The organism is Paenibacillus sp. BT-177 (assembly GCF_025846815.2).
Classification (GTDB): domain Bacteria; phylum Bacillota; class Bacilli; order Paenibacillales; family Paenibacillaceae; genus Paenibacillus; species Paenibacillus polymyxa_C.
In genome coordinates, this window is sequence record NZ_JAOYTP010000012.1 from 57,549 (window position 1) to 81,172 (window position 23,624).

The 23,624-nt window shown below is 42.6% G+C and carries 18 protein-coding genes and 1 pseudogene; 9 read left to right on the forward strand and 10 right to left on the reverse strand.

Going from position 1 to position 23,624, the window contains the following annotated elements; genetic code table 11:
• Positions 1 to 134 precede the first annotated feature (134 nt).
• A pseudogene (locus tag OIU26_RS23335) lies at positions 135 to 311 on the forward strand (DUF2326 domain-containing protein); the annotation flags it as partial.
• A gap of 958 nt (positions 312 to 1,269) precedes the next feature.
• Here the strand turns inward: OIU26_RS23335 and OIU26_RS23340 are convergent.
• The 3 genes from OIU26_RS23340 to clpP all read right to left on the reverse strand — a co-directional run bounded on the left by OIU26_RS23340 (position 1,270) and on the right by clpP (position 2,834).
• Entirely contained in the window at positions 1,270 to 1,935 is a 666-nt protein-coding gene (locus OIU26_RS23340) for an MBL fold metallo-hydrolase (RefSeq protein ID WP_264218181.1), read from the reverse strand.
• Positions 1,936 to 1,981: 46 nt separating this feature from the next.
• Entirely contained in the window at positions 1,982 to 2,188 is a 207-nt protein-coding gene (locus tag OIU26_RS23345; RefSeq protein ID WP_043885946.1) for a hypothetical protein, read from the reverse strand.
• A gap of 61 nt (positions 2,189 to 2,249) precedes the next feature.
• Positions 2,250 to 2,834, reverse strand: coding sequence for an ATP-dependent Clp endopeptidase proteolytic subunit ClpP (gene clpP, locus OIU26_RS23350; protein WP_264218182.1), 585 nt, complete (start codon positions 2,832 to 2,834; stop codon positions 2,250 to 2,252).
• Positions 2,835 to 3,033: 199 nt separating this feature from the next.
• Here clpP and OIU26_RS23355 point away from each other — a divergent pair, with 199 nt between their 5' ends.
• Positions 3,034 to 3,759 (forward strand): RNA polymerase sigma factor, encoded by a 726-nt coding sequence (locus OIU26_RS23355; RefSeq protein ID WP_264218183.1) that lies wholly within the window; start codon positions 3,034 to 3,036, stop codon positions 3,757 to 3,759.
• Positions 3,760 to 3,852: 93 nt separating this feature from the next.
• Complete coding sequence (locus OIU26_RS23360) at positions 3,853 to 4,563, forward strand: alpha/beta hydrolase (protein WP_264218184.1); 711 nt, start codon at positions 3,853 to 3,855, stop codon at positions 4,561 to 4,563.
• A gap of 154 nt (positions 4,564 to 4,717) precedes the next feature.
• Here the strand turns inward: OIU26_RS23360 and OIU26_RS23365 are convergent, their stop codons facing one another.
• From OIU26_RS23365 to OIU26_RS23375, 3 genes are all read right to left on the reverse strand, one after another.
• On the reverse strand, positions 4,718 to 5,248 hold the full coding sequence (locus OIU26_RS23365) for a DUF4303 domain-containing protein (RefSeq protein WP_264218185.1): 531 nt from the start codon (positions 5,246 to 5,248) through the stop codon (positions 4,718 to 4,720).
• 474 nt (positions 5,249 to 5,722) lie between these two features.
• Entirely contained in the window at positions 5,723 to 6,469 is a 747-nt protein-coding gene (gene map / locus OIU26_RS23370; RefSeq protein ID WP_264218186.1) for a type I methionyl aminopeptidase, read from the reverse strand.
• Between the two features lie 26 nt (positions 6,470 to 6,495).
• Positions 6,496 to 7,242, reverse strand: coding sequence for a TetR family transcriptional regulator (locus OIU26_RS23375; protein ID WP_264218187.1), 747 nt, complete (start codon positions 7,240 to 7,242; stop codon positions 6,496 to 6,498).
• A 340-nt stretch (positions 7,243 to 7,582) separates the two neighbouring features.
• Between OIU26_RS23375 and OIU26_RS23380 the strand changes: the two genes are divergently transcribed.
• The 5 genes from OIU26_RS23380 (at position 7,583) to OIU26_RS23400 (ending at position 16,604) form a co-directional block, all read left to right on the forward strand.
• Complete coding sequence (locus tag OIU26_RS23380) at positions 7,583 to 7,852, forward strand: CD3324 family protein (RefSeq protein WP_013371091.1); 270 nt, start codon at positions 7,583 to 7,585, stop codon at positions 7,850 to 7,852.
• A gap of 360 nt (positions 7,853 to 8,212) precedes the next feature.
• Positions 8,213 to 9,217, forward strand: coding sequence for an alpha/beta hydrolase (locus OIU26_RS23385; RefSeq protein ID WP_264218188.1), 1,005 nt, complete (start codon positions 8,213 to 8,215; stop codon positions 9,215 to 9,217).
• Positions 9,218 to 9,419: 202 nt separating this feature from the next.
• Positions 9,420 to 11,495 (forward strand): thioredoxin domain-containing protein, encoded by a 2,076-nt coding sequence (locus tag OIU26_RS23390; RefSeq protein ID WP_264218189.1) that lies wholly within the window; start codon positions 9,420 to 9,422, stop codon positions 11,493 to 11,495.
• 392 nt (positions 11,496 to 11,887) lie between these two features.
• The gene (locus tag OIU26_RS23395) at positions 11,888 to 13,888 is read left to right on the forward strand and encodes a methyl-accepting chemotaxis protein (protein ID WP_264218190.1); all 2,001 of its coding nucleotides are present in this window, start codon (positions 11,888 to 11,890) and stop codon (positions 13,886 to 13,888) included.
• Between the two features lie 151 nt (positions 13,889 to 14,039).
• Positions 14,040 to 16,604 (forward strand): hybrid sensor histidine kinase/response regulator, encoded by a 2,565-nt coding sequence (locus OIU26_RS23400; protein ID WP_264218191.1) that lies wholly within the window; start codon positions 14,040 to 14,042, stop codon positions 16,602 to 16,604.
• A gap of 5 nt (positions 16,605 to 16,609) precedes the next feature.
• Here OIU26_RS23400 and OIU26_RS23405 read toward each other — a convergent pair whose 3' ends face one another.
• Complete coding sequence (locus OIU26_RS23405; protein ID WP_264218192.1) at positions 16,610 to 17,302, reverse strand: response regulator transcription factor; 693 nt, start codon at positions 17,300 to 17,302, stop codon at positions 16,610 to 16,612.
• Between the two features lie 555 nt (positions 17,303 to 17,857).
• Between OIU26_RS23405 and ectB the strand changes: the two genes are divergently transcribed.
• Positions 17,858 to 19,120 (forward strand): diaminobutyrate--2-oxoglutarate transaminase, encoded by a 1,263-nt coding sequence (gene ectB, locus OIU26_RS23410; RefSeq protein WP_264218193.1) that lies wholly within the window; start codon positions 17,858 to 17,860, stop codon positions 19,118 to 19,120.
• 94 nt (positions 19,121 to 19,214) lie between these two features.
• Here ectB and OIU26_RS23415 read toward each other — a convergent pair whose 3' ends face one another.
• The 3 genes from OIU26_RS23415 to OIU26_RS23425 form a co-directional block, all read right to left on the reverse strand.
• Positions 19,215 to 19,733 (reverse strand): NAD(P)H-dependent oxidoreductase, encoded by a 519-nt coding sequence (locus OIU26_RS23415; protein WP_013371098.1) that lies wholly within the window; start codon positions 19,731 to 19,733, stop codon positions 19,215 to 19,217.
• Positions 19,734 to 19,898: 165 nt separating this feature from the next.
• On the reverse strand, positions 19,899 to 21,023 hold the full coding sequence (locus tag OIU26_RS23420) for a GGDEF domain-containing protein (protein WP_264218194.1): 1,125 nt from the start codon (positions 21,021 to 21,023) through the stop codon (positions 19,899 to 19,901).
• Positions 21,024 to 21,119: 96 nt separating this feature from the next.
• Positions 21,120 to 23,555, reverse strand: a complete 2,436-nt coding sequence (locus OIU26_RS23425; RefSeq protein ID WP_264218195.1) for a GH36-type glycosyl hydrolase domain-containing protein — start codon at positions 23,553 to 23,555, stop codon at positions 21,120 to 21,122.
• Between the last annotated feature and the right edge of the window lie 69 nt (positions 23,556 to 23,624).

Consider the following 23,624-nt stretch of genomic DNA (forward strand, 5'->3'; position numbering starts at 1 on the left):
CGAAGGTATTGAAAATGAAATCACAGTTCTTAGTGAAAGCAAACAACAGTCATGGATCGGATTAACAAAAAGATTATTTCTATTAATGAGAAAATTCATACAGATAAACGGAGAGCACCTGAACTGGGAAAGCATATACAAATTTATTTATTTTAGATATATGTATATTTGACTTAACACCACTACCTATTTTGATACATGATTCAGTATTATTCAAAAATGTTGAAAATAGTGTGGTTGACAATATTATTGAATTATATGATGAGCAACGTAAACAAACATTCATTTCAATTGATGAATTAAATAAATAATCAAGTACTACACAAAAAAATTTGTTTACACATTCTGTAATCCAACTTTCAAAGGATAAACTTTTATTTGATAAAGATTGGAGGGCGTAATAGTAATATTTAGCTATGAAATCTATTTAATGTAGATGTTTAGTATGCTAATAACAACTCAAATCATTTGGGTAACTAGTATAACTACGCCCTTCATCACTATTACCATAAAGTTCTTGTTAAATACATATTGTTAGGAGGATAATGTGAGAGATGGATTCAGCATAAATACAAAAAACACATTATCTAAAAGAGTAGGTGGTTGTTGTTGCAACGTTTAAAATGAAAAAAATAATGGATGTTAGTTTGGCTTTTGAGTCAAAAGATGAAGGAACAATCATAGTAGGAACAAACAAAGAATTGGATCATTTAACCTACCCAGAGATAAAAAAATCATAGGAGATAAAATTCTTATTAAAAATACAGATCAAAATGAGACGGTATTAAACGTTAGCTCTATTCAAATTTCAACTTCAATGGCTGAAAGGAAAAATATTGGCATATGTATTGGTAAGTTAGTATCTCCTGATCTTGTTCAAGTGGGGGCAAGTATTTATAGTTTGGAAGATTAATAGAGAAATTAACACTATGCATGTTTTGGTCAATACTTTCGTAAAAAGGCGGTTTCCCCTTTTGGGGAAACCATACATTATACATAATTGATTTAAATATTTATGCAATATCAGCATTAACATACATCTGAATTTTTTTATGTGAAATACTTTTAGTGTTTATCCATCTTTGTTATAGGAACTTCTTCGTTTCATTAAATGCTAACTCCCTGTGGCCTGCTTGGCAGTGCTGCTCACCCTCCGTTTCTTTAGTAAATACTGTTAAAGTCAATCACGAATTAACAAAGTGTTATTTTTAATAATCCTTCTTGTTTGCAACATCGTTTCACCAAAAGTTAGCTTGCTGAACTTTAACTTTATAATTCTTGGGTAAGTCCTAATATCTGATCATGTATATCTACATTACTTAATCCCCCGTGATAACAAACCACCGATGCAATGTCGAGATCTAAGTACTTTTTCAATGAGAGACAAGCTGCATTCATATCCGGTGTGGTCGGAGCATGAATTCCTCTGAGAATCCCGTTTTCACTGTACATCGAATCCCCGGCAATGAGAATCTTATTTTGCTTTAAATAAAGGCTGATATGACCAGGGGTATGTCCAGGAGTATGGATGACTCGAATTGTTCCGCAAAACGGCAGCTCCTGACCGTCTATTAAGGTAGCATCCACTTGGCCCTTTGGAGGATTCTCAAGGTGACTATCTTTGAAAAGAGGGATCTCCCCCTGAATATATGGCTTATCCAGCTCATGTGCATATACTTTAATATTGTTGCCACACTCCTGCAAAATCTCAGGAAGACAACCTATATGATCCACATCCTGATGTGTCAAAATCACAGCTTTTAGTTTGTCGAACGATACGCCTACCTTTTCCATAGCCACGCGTAAATCTTCCATTTGTCCAGGGAATCCTGTATCTATTAAAACAGCCATTTCTTGATCCCATAAAAGAATGGGGTGAATCCTATGCCCATGAAAATCTAGATGAAGCATTTCTACTCCCTGTGAAATTTCCATAATATCGGGCCTCCGTAAAACGAAATTACCACCCATGAAAATAGGTTCAAGGGGCGAATCCAACTCTGTGGCGTTGCCGTTCCTTAATGTCAATAGATACGGTGCGAATAGACGTAATAGGAATAACAAATGTCTGATATTGCGTAAGGTATTTAACGAACTTGTCGTCAATCTGATCCAATATTCCGTCGCATACATTTGTCCCATCTATAAAATGAATAGTTACTTCCTTACCTTGTAAGCTTGCTAACATGATATCACCTCGTTTGTTTTCTTGAAGTTTCTTGCCAGATCATTGAAATCTTGAACATACTCTACAAAGAAGTTATCACTTGATCAATAACACCATATTCGAGTGCCTCCTGTGCGGACATGTAAAAATCCCGGTCCATATCTTTTTCGACTTTTTCAAAAGATTGCCCGGTCCGTTCAGCTGTGATACGGGTTGCCTTTTCACGAGTCCATAAAATTCGTTTTGCGCTGATCGCAATATCGCTGGCCTGGCCTTGTGCGCCGCCGTGCGGCTGATGGATCATAATTTCACTGTTCGGCAGTGCAGAACGTTTTCCTTTGGCACCAGCCAGCAAGAGGATCGCGCCAAACGAAGCAGCAAATCCCGTACATATCGTATGCACCTCGGGTTTGATATACTGCATCGTATCATAAATGGCAAATCCTGCGGAAGTAGAGCCGCCCGGGCTGTTGATATACATATAAATATCTTTTTCCGGATCTTCTGCCGCCAGGAACAACAATTGAGCAATAATACTGTTAGCCAATTGATCGTCGATGGCTGCCCCTACAAACACAACACGATCCTTTAACAATCTGGAATAGATATCGTACGATCTTTCACCTTGAGCAGTTTGCTCCACAACATAAGGAACATAAACACTCATTTTTCATACCCCCATTTTCTTGGTTCAGTTGATTTCTTCTTGTAAACGAACCGAGACCGTAAAAAGATACGGAGTTTTAATGGGAAAAATGATTTGCATATATGGTGTAACTTCTATAACCCCTTGTTCGTTTACAATGAAGGTAGCAAATGGCTTTGCTTTAGCAGAGGGCAGAATATGACCGTAGAGGAGAAGGCCTATGAACATAGAAGATACTGTACAGATGACAGACAATACACTAGACATCCAGAACTTTGATGAATTACAGGCGGTCCTGAAAAGTTACTGTCTGTCGCTTACGAAATCAAATTGGGATGCGGAAGAATTGGCGCAGGATACTTGGGTAAAAGCATTAGGAAAGTTAAATAAATTCGAGCATACAAATCCCAAAGCACTGTTGATGCGGATTGCTAAAAATACCTGGATTGATGATATACGGAGAAAAGCAGTCTACACTCGGATATTGAATAGGGAACAAGCGAAAGTAACAGTACCGGATCATGGATCTTTTGAAATCGAGATCGCGTTGCAATCCTTAATGAATCATTTATCTCCGCTTCAGAGAACTGTTTTTTTGCTGCGAGATGTGTTTGGATATTCGATTCGTGAAACATCCGACATGCTTGAAACAACGGAGGGAGCGGTAAAAGTTGCACTTCATCGGGCACGAAAATCGCTAGGAGCAGTTCAGGAGGAACTCTTAAAAGGCGAATTATCCTTACCAGAAAGTGAAAAATCGAAAACTTTTCTAAGGGCATTAACGGCTGCATATCAGATGGGAGATATTGCAACTTTGGTTATGCTTTCGTACCAGGATGTAATAGAACCAGAAGTTATGATCAGTATCGTCAATAATAAGTTGCTCTGGAGTCACGTCTCAGCAAAACAAGCGAATTTCGATACTATAAGTATGATGGCAGCGTAGTTTTTCTTTCCATCGTAGTATCATAGGATAGAATCACAAAGAATATTTTGATAAGGAAGACAACAACAAGCTGTTTTAAGCGAGGATAAAGTAATGATAAAGCAAAAATTGAAAATCACGGGCATCCCGGCAATTTTGTGGGGTGGTGAATCAGATAAGATATTTATAGCTATCCACGGTAATATGTCAAACAAGGCAGATGATGTGATCGTTATATTTGCAGAAGAAGCAACGGCACAAGGGTATCAAGTCATTAGTTTTGATTTACCAGAACATGGTGACCGCAAAGAAGAAGCGTGCATCTATAAAGTTCAAAATTGTGTTCATGATCTTGACATCATCATGCGTTACACACAAAAGCAATGGGATGACATTAGTACTTTCGCTTGTAGCATGGGTGCGTATTTTAGTTTGCTTGCTTATAATCATTTCCCACTTAGACAATGCCTGTTTCTTTCTCCAGTGCTAGATATGGAGAGAATAATCAAAAATATGATGACATGGTTCAGTGTAAGTGAGGATAGATTAAAAGTTGAAAAAGAAATATCTACACCCATTGGGCAAACACTTTATTGGGATTATTACTGCTATGTTAAATCGCATCCAATTGATACATGGAATAAGCCAACTGCCATACTTTATGGCTCTGAAGATGACTTGTGTGAATATGACGTCATATCTACGTTTGCAAGCCGATTTCATTGCCAGCTAAAAGTGATGGAACGTGGAAAGCATTATTTTCACACCAAAGAGCAACTACAGTTTTATAGACAGTGGTTGAAAGAACATGTAACCGCAAAATAAGCATCATGGGAAGCAAGGAGTTGATTTCACTGCTTCCCATTTAACGTATCTTCCAGCGCCGTATTTATCTTCAAAAGGTTACAAATAAGTAGCTGGTAAGTGAGTGTTTGAGATTGAAAAAAAGTTGAACCATGTGAAAGAGAATGATTTAGTATTATTGATAACGATGCAAGAAGCCATCAACTAATTTGGCATTTGTCATCTGAATTACAGACTGATCTTCCAGTTCCTCGGCCATATCATCATCTGTCATGGACACGAAAAAAATAATATCTTCTTTGGATTGACCGAATTGAGTAAAAAGTACATCGTCGGTTTCTTTAACTACCTTGGCCATAATTTTTATCATTTCATCTTTATAGTCCAACACATTGTCGGTTGCATACAGAAATTTGCTAATATGATTGAGGTGTGTTGTACCGCCATATTGATATTCGCTTAATCCCCATCTGTAATAAATTTCATCTTCCTTGCTGTTGCACAGGTCTTGGGCTTTCATGTTTGTGATATGTCTAACAAGTGATTCCTCCGTATTAACAGCTAGAAACAAGGTGACAAAATCGCTGTCTGTGCCAAACGCGCAAGCGTAAACTTTCTCATCCTTCACTTCTTCCAGTATGTTTTTGAGATCTTCCAAAAATCCTGCTCTAAATCTTTCCTCAAATTCACTCAGAAAATTGCTCATCTGGTTCAATTGCTCCTTTGTGAGTTTTTTGCTTGATTATACTTTACTATTATTAGCACGACTCTTGTAGCCTACCACAATTATAGGAACTTGGATTGGTACGAAACAAATAAGCCTAGAACCTTTCCAGAACTTCTTTCATAGTTGGTTTAGAAATTTTTGTGTAGCATTTTGGATTGAGTTATTGATTGCTCAGCCAATAGCAAGATATGCAATGAAAAACATACATGCAAGATAGGCTAGCCAAGAGAGAGTGTAAATCCGTAACATGATACCAAAGTCATAATAAAAAACCGCATAACAATATGGTTTTTCGTAAATCGGTAAAGATACAAACCATGTAAAAAGGCGCTGGTTCCAGCCTGGAACCAGCGCTTTTTCGCGTTTCGCATTATGAACTTTCGCCGGTCCAAGCAGGCCGGGTCGGCGACTTATTTCCTAAAATGACGCATTGCCGACTGTTCGTCTTTATTCTTACTGGGCCGTTAAAATCAGTGGGCCGTCCTGCGTAACTGCAATCGTATGCTCATATTGCGCCGACAACTTGCCGTCGGCCGTTCTCGCCGTCCACTGATCGTCGTCGATCGTGATACGGAACGTACCTTCGTTGATCATCGGTTCAATCGTAAACACCATGCCTTCCTTTAACCGAGTGCCTTTGCCAGCTACGCCGATATGCTCGTAGCTCGGCTCCTCGTGCAGGCTCCGCCCGATCCCGTGCGCGAGCAGATCGCGTACGACCGAAAAACCGTTTGCTTCCGCATGCTGTTGAATCGCCGACGTTATGTCGCCGAGCCGTCCTCCGGGGAGTGCTCGGGCGATCCCCAGATCCAAGCATTCCTTTGTCACCCTCATTAATTTTTGCGCCTCCGGCCGGATATTGCCCACCGCATAGCACCAGCACGAATCGCCGAACCATCCGCCGTATTCCACAACGATGTCGAGCTTCAGCAAGTCGCCGTCCATAAGCACCCGGTTCGAAGGAATGCCGTGGGCCACCACATCGTTGACCGAAATGCAGGTTTCGGCGGGGAAACCGTTGTACCCTTTTGTAAACTGCTTGCCGCCCAGCTTGGTGATGTGTCTGGCAACAAAGTCATTGATTTCCAGGGTGGTGATCCCAGGCTCGATCAGTTTGACCACCTCGCGATAGCAGTCCGCAACGATTTGGCTCGCCGGCTTCATCTCTTCGATTTCCCTGGGTGATTTTAAAATGATCATCTTTGTCTATTCGCTCCTTATTAATTCTATAATTTTAAAAAACGGACGATATCTCTGGCCTCCTCGTGCAGCTTTCCGCGGCGAAGCGAAAGCGAGGCGCAGCCGACCAAGGCGGCCAGTAGCATTTCCGTGCGCTGTAGCCGATACGGCGGCTCCGCCGCGTTTCCGCCGGAAGCGGCAGTCCCGTCCGCCGTACGATCGGTTTCCAGCAGCGCGGCAAGCGGCGTGAGCACTTCCCGGCGAAAGGCGGCCGAGAGAGGGGCCGAGCGCCCTTCAGGCAGCGCGGCAAAGCCCTCACCGGCCAACTTATGCAGCAGGTACAGGGCGTGGTCCTCCGCCCAAAGCTGCAGCAGCCGGACGCCAGCGGCGGCGACGGGGCCAAGCTCTGTGGCAGCGGCCGTTTCGCGGCTTCCGCTTTGGGAATCCGCGACAGCCGAGTTCCCGGTGTCCGCCGCCGCAGCCAAGCCGAAATGCCCGCTTGCCGGCGTCTTCTCCGAAGCCGAAGCGGGCGGGGCTTTCGGTTGAGCCTCAAGCGGGGTCTCCAGCCATCCCCCGGCCCGCTCCAATGCGTCCCAAAGCAGATCGTGGAGCAAATCGCCCTTATTGCTGTAATAATGGTATACCGTGCCATAGCCGAGTCCCGCCTGCACGGCGACATCGCGGATTTCCAGTAAAGGCCCTTTATTCAAAAACACATCGGCAGCGGCTTTCCGGATTTGCGCCAGACGCCGCAGCCGGATCTCTTCGTTTTGTTCCTTTGTTCGTGGAGACATCTTGTCCGTTCACCTCTTTTATTTTTGACCTACTCTTATGTCAATATAAAACATTAGCTTGCGAATAACAAGAGTGAGCAAACAAACGTCCCGGCAACACCTCGTAAACGAATGAAGATCAGGTGAGCAGAGTTATGCTATACTTGCGAAGTAAAAGGGGGTGCCTACTGATGGAGAATCTATTGGGATTGTCTGTGACTTCTTACACTCATGCAAAGCCAATTATTAGGAAAGCGTTACTTTGTATGGGGCGAAACAATTTTTTAACGCTAAATAAGCTTTTTTAATATTTTTGGCTTTGCACCTTATTTTAAAGAATCAAAATAAGGAGCGAGCAAAATTGAGATATACGAATGCTACAAAAGTTTTACCTCAAAAACTAATTACGGAAATTCAAAAATATGTTCAAGGAGAGACTCTGTATATTCCTAAACCAAAAACGGAGTATATGAATTGGGGCAGTTTGAGTGGCGGGAGAAGGTTGCTTGAACAGCGAAATACCGAAATCAGAAATGCTTTTCAAAATCGCAGCAGTATCGAGCAATTAGCTAAGGAGTTTTTCCTTTCTACCGAAACCATTAAGAAAATTGTGTATTCACATAAAAAGTAGGGGATGCACTGGTGAATTCGATCGATATTCAATTAAGTGAACATAAATAAATACCTAATTTACAAAGTGGCGTGGTACTATACTCGCGTCAATGAATTTAATTTTGGCCTCATCTAGATTCCCAAATACTTTTTTGCATTTCAATTTCTATTTCAAAGACTGTACTTCATTTTTACATTTATTATTTTTATGTCAAAAATGATTCTAACTCGTTGTTTTCATTTATAGAGCTTATTTTAATCTTTAAAATATGAATATAAACGACAGCAACAACGGATTTGGAACGGTGCCGATTCTGAATAAATGAAGGGAAACATGTGTTGATTCATTATCGTTGAAGCAAGAAAGTGGGGAAGATTTATGGGGGAGCAAAAAAGTAGAAGCAGACATCTGATTGATCCAGAAATTATCAGTGCAGTTGATTTAATACCAACAATCGACCTTACCAAATCTACACTAATGGAATCACGTAAAAACCAATCTCAAATGATGCAACAATTAGATGTAACGCAGATGTTCCCTGTTACATTGGAAAAAAGGGTTGTGCCAAGTTATTTTAATGGTCCAGATATTCAAATAGAAATCATTATGCCCAAACAATCAAAGCATAATAAGATGCCTCTATATTATTCGATACATGGAGGCGGGATGGTCTTAGGAAGTCCAGTCGTGGATCGTCCTGCTAATGCAGCTCTTGCTGCAGAACATGGTTTCTGTTGTGTATCTGTGTACTATCGCCTAGCGCCAGAGCATGTACAGCCAAGTCAGTTACAGGATTGTTATTCAGGCCTAAAATGGTGTATTGAACATGCGGAAGAGTTAGGGATAGATACTGAGAAAGTTGCCGTCGGGGGCAGTAGCGCTGGTGGCGGTTTGGCGGCTGGCTTAGCTTTGTACATTCGTGATCAGAAGGAATTCGAAATCCATCATCTAAGATTAATGAGGCCAATGCTAGATGACCGCACAAGTATCGCATCGGAGCATCCATACGCAGGAGAGTTTATTTGGACAAAACAAAGCAATTATTTTGGCTGGAAATCTGTATTGGGGGTTGAACCGGGTTCCGAGGAGGTAAGTGAATATTATGTGCCGGCCCGTGCCAAGTCTTTGGCCGGGTTGCCACCGACTTATATAAATATAGGTACCATTGATTTATTCATTGACGAAGCCTTATTTTTTGCTAAACAACTGGTATTTGATGGTGTCTTAGTGGAATTACATGTCTATCCGGGGTACCATCATATGTCTCCCGCTTTTCCAAATGCGCATTTTTCAAAAGAAGGGGCTAGAACAAGTGAATACGCCTTACTGAAAGCTCTGAAGATATTTGATATAAATTCTAATGAGTATAATACTAAACGCTAATAAGGTACGATTGCAGTAAACAAAGCACTGTTGGAGAATATCCATCAGTGCTTTTTCATACCTACTTATGACCTGAACAAATAATTAATTGATAGATTCGGTTGAGAGTCATTATATTTTTTCTACTCTTCCGACTTTTACCACCCATTTAGGGTAAAATAATACCAAGCATAAAATCCAACTATGGAAGTGGTGATGCCCCATGTCAACGAGCAGCAAACCGAATAGATTAGCCAAGGAAAAATCACCGTACCTATTACAACATGCTTACAATCCGGTAAACTGGTTCCCTTGGTCAGATGAGGCTTTTGAAATTGCTAAACGTGATAACAAGCCAATTTTCTTGTCGATTGGCTATTCGACTTGTCATTGGTGTCATGTGATGGAGAGAGAATCTTTTGAGGATCAAGAGGTAGCTGAGGTATTAAACCAGGATTACGTATCCATTAAAGTGGATCGAGAGGAACGTCCGGATGTGGATCATATTTATATGTCCATCTGTGAGACGATGACTGGGCATGGGGGCTGGCCGCTGACGATTATGATGACGCCGGATCAGAAGCCTTTTTTTGCGGGTACGTATTTGCCCAAGGAGCAGAAGTTTGGGCGTGTCGGACTTTTGGAGTTGCTGGGTAAGGTGGGAATCCGATGGAAAGAACAGCCGGATGAGCTGATGGAGCTGAGTGAGCAGGTACTTACCGAGCATGAACGACAGGACTTGCTTGCTGGTTATCGCGGAGAACTGGATGATCAGTGCTTGAATAAAGCTTTTCATGAATACAGTCACACCTTCGATCATGAATATGGTGGCTTCGGAGAAGCACCGAAGTTTCCTTCTCCACATAACTTGTCTTTTCTGCTGCGATATGCACAACATACGGGGAACCAGCAGGCACTGGAAATGGTAGAGAAGACGCTGGATGCGATGTCACGGGGCGGAATCTACGACCATGTAGGCATGGGATTCTCAAGGTACTCAGTGGATGAGAAATGGTTGGTGCCGCATTTTGAAAAAATGCTGTATGATAACGCTTTGTTGGCCATCACGTATACAGAAGCTTGGCAGGTGACAGGCAAAAGACTGTACCGACAGATCACTGAACAAATTTTTACATATATCGCAAGAGACATGACAAATGCAGGAGGTGCCTTTTATTCGGCAGAGGACGCGGATTCTGAAGGAGAAGAGGGTAGATTTTACGTCTGGAGCGACTCTGAGATAAAGGCTGTACTGGGCGATGAGGATGCCTCTTTTTTCAACGACTTGTACGGAATCACACCTTACGGTAATTTTGAAGGTCACAACATTCCAAACCTGATTGATATCAATTTAGAAGCCTACGGGAACAAGCATGACTTGACCGAGCCAGAACTGGAGCAGCGGGTCAGTGAGCTAAAGGCCAAGCTGTTTACTGCCAGGGAGCAGCGGGTTCATCCTCAGAAGGATGACAAGATTTTGACCTCGTGGAACGGGTTGATGATTGCTGCTTTGGCCAAGGCGGGGCAAGCTTTTGGAGATACCAGATATACAGAGCAAGCTCGAAAGGCAGAGACGTACTTGTGGAACCATTTGAGACGGGAAGACGGACGCCTATTGGCACGGTATCGGGATGGTCAGGCAGCTTACCTCGGCTACGTAGATGATTATGCTTTTTATGTGTGGGGTTTGATTGAGTTGTACCAGGCGACCTTCGATGTACAATATCTGCAGCGGGCACTGACGCTTAATCAGAATATGATTGATCTGTTTTGGGATGAAGAACGGGACGGGTTATTCTTTACCGGATCAGATAGCGAACAATTGATATCCAGACCCAAAGAAATTTATGATGGTGCGATTCCGTCGGGTAACAGCATTGCGGCCCATAATTTTGTGCGACTTGCGCGGCTAACGGGGGAAACTCGATTGGAAGACTATGCTGCCAAGCAGTTTAAGGCTTTTGGCGGGATGGTTGCTCATTACCCCTCAGGCCACTCAGCGCTGCTCAGCGCGTTGTTGTATGCGACGGGAAAGACGAGTGAGATTGTCATTGTAGGTCAAAGGAATGATCCGCAGACTGCCCAGTTCGTTCAGGAGGTTCAAGCTGGTTTTAGGCCAAATATGGTTGTTATTTTTAAGGATAAAGGACAGCCGGAGATTGCAGAAATAGCTCCTTATATCCATGATTACGATCTTGTGGATGGCAAACCAGCCGTATATGTGTGTGAACATTTTGCCTGTCAGGCACCTGTCACCCATATCGACGACCTTAAGGCTATGCTGGATAGAATAGAATAGAATAAAGCGAATTTAATCCCCTTGTGGGTGGAGCATATGGTGATTTTCGATCAATGACCTTATGTGTGCCACCTTCAAGGGGATTATTTTATGTAAAGAGGTAGGTATAGTATAGTGAAACTAACATTTTCTTAACATCTACATTGCATTTTTTTTAATAATTTTTAGGTATATTATATCAAAGAACCGGTTCCGTTTAGCCTTGTGGTGTTCGAAAATAAGTACATATACCTATTCGTTTAGCGTGTTTATATCTTTTTATATCCAAGCATTTCAGCAGGAGATGTGAAAAAACGTGAAAGGGAATCTGTCGGGAGACTGCCATCCTAGACAAGACGAAGCGGCTCACCATAGGTTACGAAATTCAGGCGATGAAATGGAGATGCTAAGTAATGAAGAAGTTTTCAGGGGAAAAATGGAAGATAACAAGGGTACTCAGCAAAAATTTTAAAACAAAGCTAATGGTGGCCTTTATTGCCTTTCTGATCATACCATCCATGATTGTGGGGGCTCTTTCGTTTGAGAGCGCTAGTCAGCAGATTCGAAACCAGATCGAGGAAAGTGCCGAGCAGGCTATAATTCGTACTAATTTTATTATTGACAGTACTATTGAACCCAAGCTACACGATGCAGAATATTTTGCAGAAAGACTAAAAGGCAATCGGGTAGAGACCGAGGAACAAGCGGCTAAACTGGAAGAGTTGTTTAAGCAATATGCTGCACTTCACCCAGAAGCAGAATCCATCTATTATGGTACGAAAGACGCTAAACTTACAACCTATCCACCAAAGCAATTACCAGATAATTATGATCCACGTATTAGACCTTGGTATGATGAAGCGATAAAGGGAAATACAAAGACAGTGATTAGTTCACCTTATCTTTCGGCAGACTCAAAGCAGATGACGGTTACGGTGTCGAGAGCAACGACAGATGGATCCGGTGTTATTGGTATTGACCTGAAAATTAGTGGTATTAAAGAGACATTGAACAATATTAAAGTAGGTCATGAAGGTTATGCCATATTGCTGGATAGCAACCATACTTACATTGTTCATCCAACGAAGGCAGCAGGCGCCAAAATTACAGATATTGAATCACGCATGTTTCAGAGCGACACAGGCGAATACGAATATGAATATGAAGGTCAGCCCAAGTATATGAACTATGCGACCAATAAGCTGACAGGCTGGAAGATAGGCGGAACGCTATATTTATCTGAAGTTGATGAAGCAGCTCAGCCGATTTTGTTCAGCACTTTGCTTACTATTGTCGGTTGTCTTGTGATTGGTGTTATCATTGTTTATTTCCTAATCCGTTCCATCATCAAACCGATTTTAAAGCTTAAAGAACAGGCGGTAAATGTGAGCGCAGGAGATCTGACACAGGACATTCAAGTCATGAGCAAGGATGAGATTGGAGAATTAGGAGCAGCTTTTCAGAATATGCAGCACAACTTGCGATCCGTTATTCAGAACGTAGGAAACAGTGCGGATCACGTCGCTCTTTCTTCGAATGAGCTGACGATAAGTGCGGAACAAACCAGCGCTGCAAGTGAGCAGGTATCCCAGGCTGTGCAAGAAATTGCTAGCGGTGCGGAGAAGCAGACTACGGGGCTGGAAAATAATTCGATTGCACTGGATGAAATAGCACAAGGAATCACCCGAATTGCTGAACGCTCGACTTCAGTAGCGGATTTGGCCAGACGTTCTGCCTTACAAGCTGAGGAAGGACGAAAATCTGTGGAACAGACAGGCGAGCAGATGAATTCCATTCACCAGTCAGTAGAGCGCTCTAACCGGATGATTCAGACCTTGCAAGCCCGCTCTCATGAAATTGGAGAAATTACGAAGGTCATTGGCGATATCTCCAATCAGACGAATCTGTTGGCCTTGAATGCAGCTATTGAGGCTGCCAGAGCAGGTGATCATGGTAAAGGCTTTGCCATCGTTGCGGATGAGGTGCGCAAGCTGGCAGAACAGTCTCAGAGTTCTGCCACCCAGATTGCCAACTTGATTGGCGAAATTCAGCATGAAACCGAAACTACGGTGGAAACGATGGATAGGGTCACGACTGAGGTGAAGGACGGACTACAGATTTCCAAAGAGACCATTGTGAAGCTGAATCATGCGATGGAAGGCATTCGGGAGACTACGCCTCAGATAGATGATGTTGCCTCGATTGCCCAGCAAATATCAGCTAGTGTACAAGAGATTGCAGCAACAGCCAGTGAGCTAGCGACGATTGCAACCGGTAATGCCGCCACATCTGAAGAAGTTGCCGCCTCCTCACAAGAGCAATTGGCTTCTATGGAGGAAATTTCGGCTTCTGCTCAGTTGCTTTCCAATATGGCTGCTGATTTGAAGGTGATGGTCAGTCGTTTCAAATATTAAATACGAGCTTGAACCTTATGGAATCTATAGTACAATGAATGCTCGGGACAGTTCTTTAAGCCTTATGGCATAAGGAATCTGTCCTGAGTTTTTTTTATATTTCTGGTAAATCTTCTGGCAACATATGAGAGATTACAAGGAGGGCGAACACTTGGTTCGAGATTTATTGCTATATACGATCGTGATATTATTGTTTGTTTTGATTTTTCAGCATCAGCTCATTCGTCAGGTGATCACAGGCGTATTTTATGGACTGGCAGGAATTCTATTCTTATATTTTGGCATAAGTGATAGAACACTGCTGACCTGTGTGTTGGAAATAGGGATTGGTCTATTGTTCATGACTCTGTTTGGGCAGGCCCTAACCCCCACCAATTATACATATGGACAGCGATTGTTGGACAAAAATCATGATCTGCTAACTTTACTTCGAGTTCAACCTGGCTTTACCTTCAGGCTGGAGAAAAGGGGTGATGAATTTTATTATATGCTGCTTGATGGTGAATTGCTGGAGCGTATGGGTCTGAATCTGCAAGTCAATTTCAATAAATGGGAGCATGTGAAACGTATTGGGGATATTTTGGAGCTTTCCTCTGAAACACTGGAGCAGCTTACCGAATACTACAAACAGGCTTGGTTCGGGGATCGGACCGTATTTGAATTGGAGTTTTGGGAATATTCAGCTTTAATTACCTTGCATCCTGTCAGGGACGACGGGTTCACCAGATATGTCATCGGTCATGTATTGGATATTACGGAGTATAAAGCTTCCGAGCAGAAAAGAAAGGAGATGAGTGAATCTAACCATGCAAAAAGCATTTTTCTAACTCATATGAGCCACGAAATTCGAACGCCGCTGAATGGCATCATCGAGCTCTCAAAGCTGTTGAGTAAGACTCAACTGACTGACGTTCAAAAAGATTACCTCCACAAGCTGCTCGCCTCCTCGCGTACTCTTTTAGACATGCTCAATAATGTATTGGATTTTTCCAAGATAGAGGCTTGTAAGCTGGAACTGGAAAGGGTCGAATTTGAGTTGGAAAACATGCTTCGGCATCTCGCAGATACTATTGGGACTTTGCTGGAACATAAAGAAATAGAGGTCGTTTTTATAACAGACCCGGAATTGCCGAAAAGCTTCAAGGGAGACCCGCTTCGAATGGAGCAAGTACTTTTAAATCTTATGACCAACGCCATTAAATTCACGGATCAAGGGCATGTTTTGTTACAGGTAAAAATGGTAGGCCAGCAGGACGGACGAGTGAGTGTCACTTTTATGGTAGAAGATACGGGCATAGGCATTTCCAAGACGGGAATGGACAAGCTATTTGTCCCTTTTACCCAAGTGAGTACATCAACCTACAGATATGGGGGTTCCGGGCTGGGTTTGGCTATTAGCAAGCAATTGGCTGAAGCTATGGGCGGTAGCGTAGAAGTAAAGAGCTGTTTAGGAGAGTATAGTCAATTTTACTTTAATGTGGAGTTGGATATCGGGGATTTAAATGCAAGAAATACGCAGTTAGAAAAACCAATCAACGGCAAAGCCTTAATCATTGCACAGCATAAACTGGTGAGCCACAGCCTAAACGAATTACTGCAAAATTTGGGACTACAAACACTCACCGTTTCATCCTTTCAGGAATATGCAGATGCTTTTCAAAAGGGTGAACATTTTGATTTTGTTATGATTGATATGGGGATGGAAGGCTTTAGAGAACTTGAATCATGGAGGCATTGGTTTCATATACTGGATAAGCAAATGACTCAGGTCATTGGGCTTACAACCGTGTTCCAGTTGGAAGAAGTAGCCGCTGAAGCTACAGAACATGGGGTGGATGCCTTTTTGTCTAAGCCAGTAACTCGGAACGCTCTTCTGGAGGTGCTCCGCTTTAGCCACGAGCAGGAAAAGTCAGTATCGGTAGATCATCATAGTCTGGAAGCTGTTGCAACCATGAATTTGCAATATGAAGTAGGGGTCTCAACACAAAAGTATCAAATCCTCATAGCGGAGGATAACGAGATTAGCCAAGTAGTGATAACCGAGTTTTTGGCAGAGCGCGGTTTTGAGGTAACGATAGTCACAAATGGAAGAGAAGTAATAGAGTTACTGGAGCGATGTTCCTGGGATATGGTGCTGCTTGATCTACATATGCCGGAAATGGATGGTTTTGAGACGGCCAGACATATTCGAAGAAACAGGGCTTTTAACAGACTCCCCGTTATCGCTTTTACCGCGGATGCTGTGCAGACTCAACAGGAAATTTGTCTTCGTGCAGGCATTAATGACGTGCTGCTCAAGCCTGTACATGAATTGACCGCAACAAGAATATTAAATAACTGGATCCATTTAGCGTGGCTGCAAGAATTACATGGCATTCACGCGGAGAAGGCGATAGCCGGTATGGATGGCAAGGTGTATATTTTTCAATTTGCCCTACATAAATGGATACAGGAATACCAGTATCTTGATAAGAGAGTTGTGAGAAAAATGGATAATGGTCAGTTATCCTCTGCTCTTCGATTAATTCACTCGCTGAAGGGAGGGACGGGGAATCTGTGTGCGACTGAGCTGCTGGCAAAGGTGATAAAGTTGGAGAGAGCATTGAAGCGCAGCAATGAAACCTCAGGGGGAGAACTGTATCCAGACTGGAGAGAGCAACTGAGTATAGTTCAAAAGGAGATTAATCAAATTAAATCATCCATTCCCTGGATCTAACTGTGTTATTGCATAAATTTGTAGCCGATTCCCCAGATGGTCTTAATCAATTGTGGTTTCTTGGGGTCTTTTTCGATCTTTCTGCGTAAATGGTTAATATGTACGTCCACTGCCCTCTCATTAATAAAGGAGTCTGTGCCACGGAGAGCCTGAATCAAGGCATATCTACTAAATACAATTCCTCGGTTCGAATAAAAAAGCTTCATCAGCTCAAATTCCGAATAGGTCATCTCTACCATCTGGCCATTAACGATAACCATTCTTCTCGCCAGATCCAAAGAAATGCCGTTTTCAGGTTCAGCTTCAGGTGAAATGTTTCTTCCTTGCAAGCGTGTGATTTTAATCCGACGGAAAAGAGCCTCGATCCTTGCTTTGAGCTCCTGCATACTAAAAGGCTTGCAAATATAATCATCTGCTCCCAACGTAAGTGTACGAATGCGCTCTGAAATGTTGTTTTCTGTAGAAATCACGATGATTGGCACGTCCGTATGCTTGCGTATCAGCGGGCAGGGATTCACGCCATCCAAATCTGGAAGCAACAGATCTAGCAGAATAATATCGGGCTGTTCTTTATCGAGTAGGGCAATTCCCTCAGCTGCTAGTTCCACTCGAGTAACGTTGTAGCCTTCCCCTGTTAAATATAAGGAAAGAGTATCACCCAGCATATTATCATCTTCAATAATCAAAACATTAGACATGATATGTTTCCTTATCTATTTTTAAATTTAGCAAGTTCTTTTGATAGAGTAAACTCCTTTGGACAGTCTGTCAAAAACTCAGTTTTACTCTGGAAACCCAGTAGCCAGACAGTTTTGATATATATCTATTTGATATGAAAATGTACTTTTTTTTGAGATTTATCACTATAATACGACATTTTTCATATCTATTTAACAATATACTGCAAGAACATAACCTTAAATTACAAAAAATTAACAAAAGATCTCAGAAACATGCATTGACTTTAAAGAAAATTATGGTATTTTATTACATAGGAGTTGACATCCTCTGACAGACCCCTTAGAAAAACCCACTATATTAATCTTCCATTCATCTGCTCTCAATGTGCATCTCTGTTTTCTTTTGTACTCTATATGTTCTTGTGATCGTACTCATGATTTTGTGGTGTGGATATCCCATTGTGAGTTCAGACTGTCTACTCATTTTAGATTACATATTTACACTCTTTTGCATTTTTTTGCTTTCCATGCTTGTGTTTTTCAAAAATCAGGTCAGCGGGAGGACGAATTATTATGAACACATTCGAAACACTGGAGTCCAATGTAAGATCCTATTGCAGAAGTTTTCCAGTTGTTTTCAACAAAGCGAAAAATGATGTTTTGTACACGGAGGCAGGAGAGGGATATATTGACTTTTTTGCCGGGGCAGGGGCTCTAAATTACGGGCATAATAATGACTTTATGAAAAACCGGTTACTAGATTATTTAACCTCCGATCGGATCATGCATGGTCTGGATATGTACACCACGGCCAAGCAAGAGTTTATGGAGTCTTTTTCCGAGCGTATTCTCCAGCCTAAGGTCTTGAATTATAAGCTTCAATTTTGCGGACCAACGGGAACCAATGCGGTAGAAGCAGCACTGAAACTTGCGCGTAAGGTGAAAAAAAGAAATGGCGTTTTTGCTTTTATGGGCGGTTTCCACGGTATGTCGCTGGGTAGTTTATCTATTACCAGCAACAATTCCATGCGAGAGAGCGCAGGAGTCCCACTGAATAATGTTACCTTTATACCTTATAACAGCACGTTTAACGGAATGGATACGATTTTGTACATGGAACAGCTTTTAACAGACACTCATTCTGGTGTGGAAAAGCCTGCTGCGATTATTTTGGAAACGGTACAGGCTGAGGGTGGTATTAATATCGCAGATAACGAATGGCTGCGTGAGTTGCGACAGCTGTGCGATGATCACGATATTTTGCTCATTGTTGATGATATTCAGGTCGGTTGCGGCCGAGTTGGTTCGTTCTTCTCGTTTGAGCGAGCAGGAATTGTTCCTGATATGGTTGTCTTGTCCAAGTCGATCAGTGGATACGGTCTGCCAATGTCTTTGTTGCTGCTTAAGCCAGAACTGGACATTTGGAGTCCAGGTGAACATAACGGCACTTTCCGTGGGAATCAGCTAGCGTTTGTCGGAGCCAAGGCAGCGCTGGAGTTCAGAGACACGGTAGGGCTAGAAGCACAAGTGAAGGAAAAAGAGGCTTTTGTTCAGCAGTTCTTGCGTGAACATATCCAAAAGATTGATCCACTCATTGAAATTCGCGGCTTGGGACTGATCTGGGGAATTGATGTGACCCATCTGGGAGAAGCCTTCGCCAAGGAGGTAGCAACTCTCTGCTTTAGTAAGGGACTTATTATTGAGCGAGCTGGGCGTAACGATACGGTGCTCAAAATTATGCCTGCATTAACGATAAGTATGGAGAACTTGAGCAAGGGTTGCAACATTATTAAAGAAAGCATGGCACAGATAACCAGTAACTTGGTTACGCTGTAAATGTAATTCCATTAGCAAAACCCCTTGGTTGGAGCAGCCGTCTGCTGTAAGGTAAGCAGGTGTGTGCCACCTTCCAAGGGGTTTTTTGTGAAAATTAAGAAATAACCGCCTGCGCGTATTTTAGTGCAGATTGCTCCAACTGCTCATCTGTCAAAGTTGCGGCACCATACTGCACGAAATAAGGGAGCAATTTAACACCAATCATATGGCCTGTAGCTTCAAAAGGTCTCAACAGTTCTTCGATCGTGTATCTGTTTCGTCCGCCATGTTGATAGTTTTCCTCCACGCTGGCAGCGGACAAGGCGATCAACAACTCTTTGCCCTGTAGCTTGCCACCTTCGCTTCCATAAGCCCACCCGTAAGTTAAAACCTTATCCAGCCATTTTTTCAGCAGGGGAGGACTGCTATACCAGTAAAAGGGGAATTGCAGAACGATACGATCATGCTGCTCTAGCAGTTTCTGCTCATGGGCAACGTTGATTTGCTCATCCGGATATACTTCATATAGGTTGTGAACGGTCACACTGGATTGCTTCTTGAGTTCTTGCATCCATCTTTTGTTAATACGAGATTCCGCAAGATCAGGATGAACAACAATAACGAGTGTTGACATGTAAAACCATCTCCTCAAAGCTTATTTTTCGTAAGTAAATAACCATTACGCATGTAACGATTTTAGATTCAACCCACAAAATTGTCAACTCTTCTCAATTTTGAGTTCTACATACAAAAAACTCCGACAATCTATGCCGGAGTTGCATTAAATGCATTTTTTACATTAAGCGATATGGTCAAGAGCAACAATTTTATTTTTACCGGAGCGCTTGGCTTGATACAGATAGTCGTCTGTCTCCTGAAAAAATACATCTTTGTCTTTGTTCATATCCTCGGTATAGCTTTTTAATCCAATGCTTACGGTTACAGAAACGATTTGCATTTTCTCCTGAAAGGTCATTTTCTCCACTTCACGCCGAATGTTCTCCACAATCTGATAAGCTTCCTCAAAAGTATGCTCGAACATTAAAATAGCAAACTCCTCGCCGCCATAGCGGGCCGGAATGTCATTTGCTGTAATTTGCTCTGTGATGATTTGCGAGATGCCTTCCAAAATTTTATCTCCAAACTGATGTCCGTAAGTGTCATTGATCTTCTTGAAATTATCAATATCCACTAACGCCAGATGGATGATCGCTCCTTGTTCGGCATATTCGAGTGCTTTTTCATAAAAGTTTTGAAAAGACAAATGATTATAAAGCTTCGTCAAACCATCGGTCATAGACATTTTGCTGATAATCGCGTTGCTGATCATTAATTCCTGCTGGGCGCGCTTTGTCTTGTATAAATCCACTAACAAATCGCGGCCGCTGGCCTGAATAATAAGGGCAAGAAAAGTAGACATAATTAAAAATGTTGGAATCGCCACGATATCAAAGTCTGACAAATAGCTGCGGAATGATCCATCTATTGCTAGCAATAGAAAAAAGACGATCACTTGCAGTGCAAAAGAAAGCCATATTAAGCGACGATTGAAAAACAGAATCGAAGAAAAAATGGGCAACAAGCACAACGCTGGAATAATCCGGATATCATAGTTTAGGCGAATAATCATCCAACAAATGACGGTGCTTGCCATAAATAGAATCGCGAAAGAATACCTACTAAATTTAAAATGTGCCAGCTCTGCAAGTAAGTTGGATCCACTCATGATTAGTGTGGGAACAATAAGGACCCCAACGTAAAATTCATAAGGCGAAGCGGGATAATCAAGGAATAAGTAGCTGCCCAGCTGGACGAAAAAATGTACGGTTATAATCATCCAGTAAAGTAATAACATTTTGCGCACCCAGCGGGCTTGCTTTGTTCTGTAATCCATGGTTTGAGTAAGCCGTTTTGTCTTGTTCATGATGTCACCACACTTAATGTATCTATAGCCATTCTCGTATTATAAGATACTATGTGGTGAAGTTGAAGCTAATTTTTTTGAAGGGCATGAACTCGTTTAGCCCAGCAACACTTTTACCTGGTGAATAGTTCCATCTCCTGCAACCGGCAGAATATTATTCGTTAGAACAGTGCCATCTACGGTAACTGTAGCTACACCTTTGGAGACGTGTTGCGGATTCGTGATATGAATCACATAGGTGTCGCCACGGAAGACGCGGGTGACTGTGAATTCTCCCCAAGATTTGGGGATGCACGGATCAATACGCAGACCGTCCCATTCCGGCTGAATACCGAGGATGGATTGAGTAATAGCTATAAAATTCCATGCCGCAGTACCTGTCAGCCAGGAGTTTTTGGCTTCACCTTCACGAACTGCATCCTTACCCGCGATCATTTGAGCATACACATACGGCTCGGTACGATGAATGTCGCTGATGTCCTCTAGATAAGCGGGAGCAATTTTGCTATACAGCTCGAAAGCGCGATCCCCGCGTCCTATGACAGCTTCTGCCATCATAATCCAGGGGTTATTGTGACAGAAAATACCTGCATTTTCCTTATAGCCAGGAGGGTAAGAAGAGATTTCACCTAGATTCATATAGTAGCGGGAATAAGGCGGATGTTGCAGTACAATGCCGTAGGGAGTTTCCAGTCGATCACGTGTAGAGTCGAGAGCTTTATGAGCGAGACCTTCTTTAACGCCAATTCCTGCCATTACACAGAAGCCCTGAGGTTCTATGAAAATTTGCCCTTCTTCACAATCCTTGCTCCCTATTTTGTTACCATAATGGTCGTACGCACGTAAGAACCATTCCCCGTCAAACCCATGCTCCAATGTGGCTGTTCGCATACGATCCACATGTGCTTGAGCTGTGGCTGCTTCTTCATTCAAACCTCTGCGCTTGCAAAGCTCAATAAAATCCGGTCCAGTATATACGAATAGTCCGGCGATAAACACAGATTCGGCTATTCGGCCCTCCAAATTCTGTGTCGTCTGATAGGACTCATCTGGTGTAGCGGAAAAACAGTTGAGATTTAGACAGTCGTTCCAGTCAGCCCGGCCAATGAGCGGAAGACCATGGGGACCTAGATTGTCTACAACATGGTAAAAAGAACGCTTCAAGTGTTCAAACAACGAAGCGGCACGATCTACATTCCCGTCAAAGGGAACTTGTTCATCCAGAATGTCAAAGTCCCCGGTTTCTTTAATATACGCTGAGGTACCGACGATAAGCCACAGCGGATCATCGTTAAAGCCACCGCCAACCTCGTGATTTCCTTTTTTGGTCAACGGTTGGTACTGATGATATGCCCCGCCGTTTTCAAACTGAGTAGAAGCAATGTCGATAATCCGCTCCCTTGCCCGCTCCGGTATTTGGTGGACGAAGCCGAGCAAGTCTTGATTTGAATCCCGAAAACCCATACCACGTCCAATACCGGATTCAAAATACGAGGCCGAACGTGACATATTGAATGTAACCATACATTGATATGGGTTCCATATGTTCACCATTCGGTTCAGTTTGTCGTCATGACTTTGAAGGGTATACTTGGACAACAGATCGTTCCAATAACTTCGTAGCTCACTCAATGCTCGTTCCACATCGGTTTCATCTGCAAATTGCGCGATCATGGCATGAGCCCGTTTTTTGTTAATAATACCCGGAGACTCCCATTTCTCTTCCTCTGGGTTTTCCACATAACCGAGTACAAAGTTACAGCTTGTTTCTTCGCCAGGCTCCAGTGTGATCTCAATGCAATGCGATCCGATAGGGGACCAGCCGCTGGCTATCGAGTTAGACGCTTGCCCTGCGGTGATGGTTTGGGGCTGATCCAGTCCATTGTAGAGACCCAAAAAAGCTTCACGGTCTGTATCATAGCCCGCCAGCGGACGATTCGCAGAGAAAAAAGCATAGTGATTGCGGCGTTCGCGGTATTCCGTCTTGTGATAAATGACAGAATCCTGTATTTCAACTTCGCCTGTGTTCAAGTTACGCTGAAAATTGGTCATATCGTCATAGGCGTTCCACAGGCAAAATTCAACGAATGAAAAGAGTTTGATCTTTTTAGTTTGTAACGATGTGTTCTGAATCTTGACCTGGTGGACCTCGCCGTCAAAGGAAAGGGGCACAAAAGCTAGTTGCGTAGCCCGAATACCTCTTCGTTCACCCATAATTGAGGTATAGCCAAGCCCATGACGGCATTCATACTGCTCCAACTCTCTTTTAACCGGCATCCAGCCCGGAGTCCAATAATCTCCATCATCATAAATATAAAAATAGCGACCGCCATTATCGACAGGAATATTGTTGTACCGATAACGTGTTAAACGACGTAAGCGAGCGTCCCGGTAAAATGCATAGCCGCCGCCTGTATTGGAGATCAGTCCAAAAAATCGTTCATTACCTAAATAATTTATCCAGGGATATGGGGTTTGAGGGGTGTGGATAACATATTCTTGGTTGGCATCATCGAAGAAACCATACTTCATGGCGCAGGACTCCTCTCGAATTGGAAAATAAAAGACCCAACACATGATTATATTCAAACATTCAGCAGT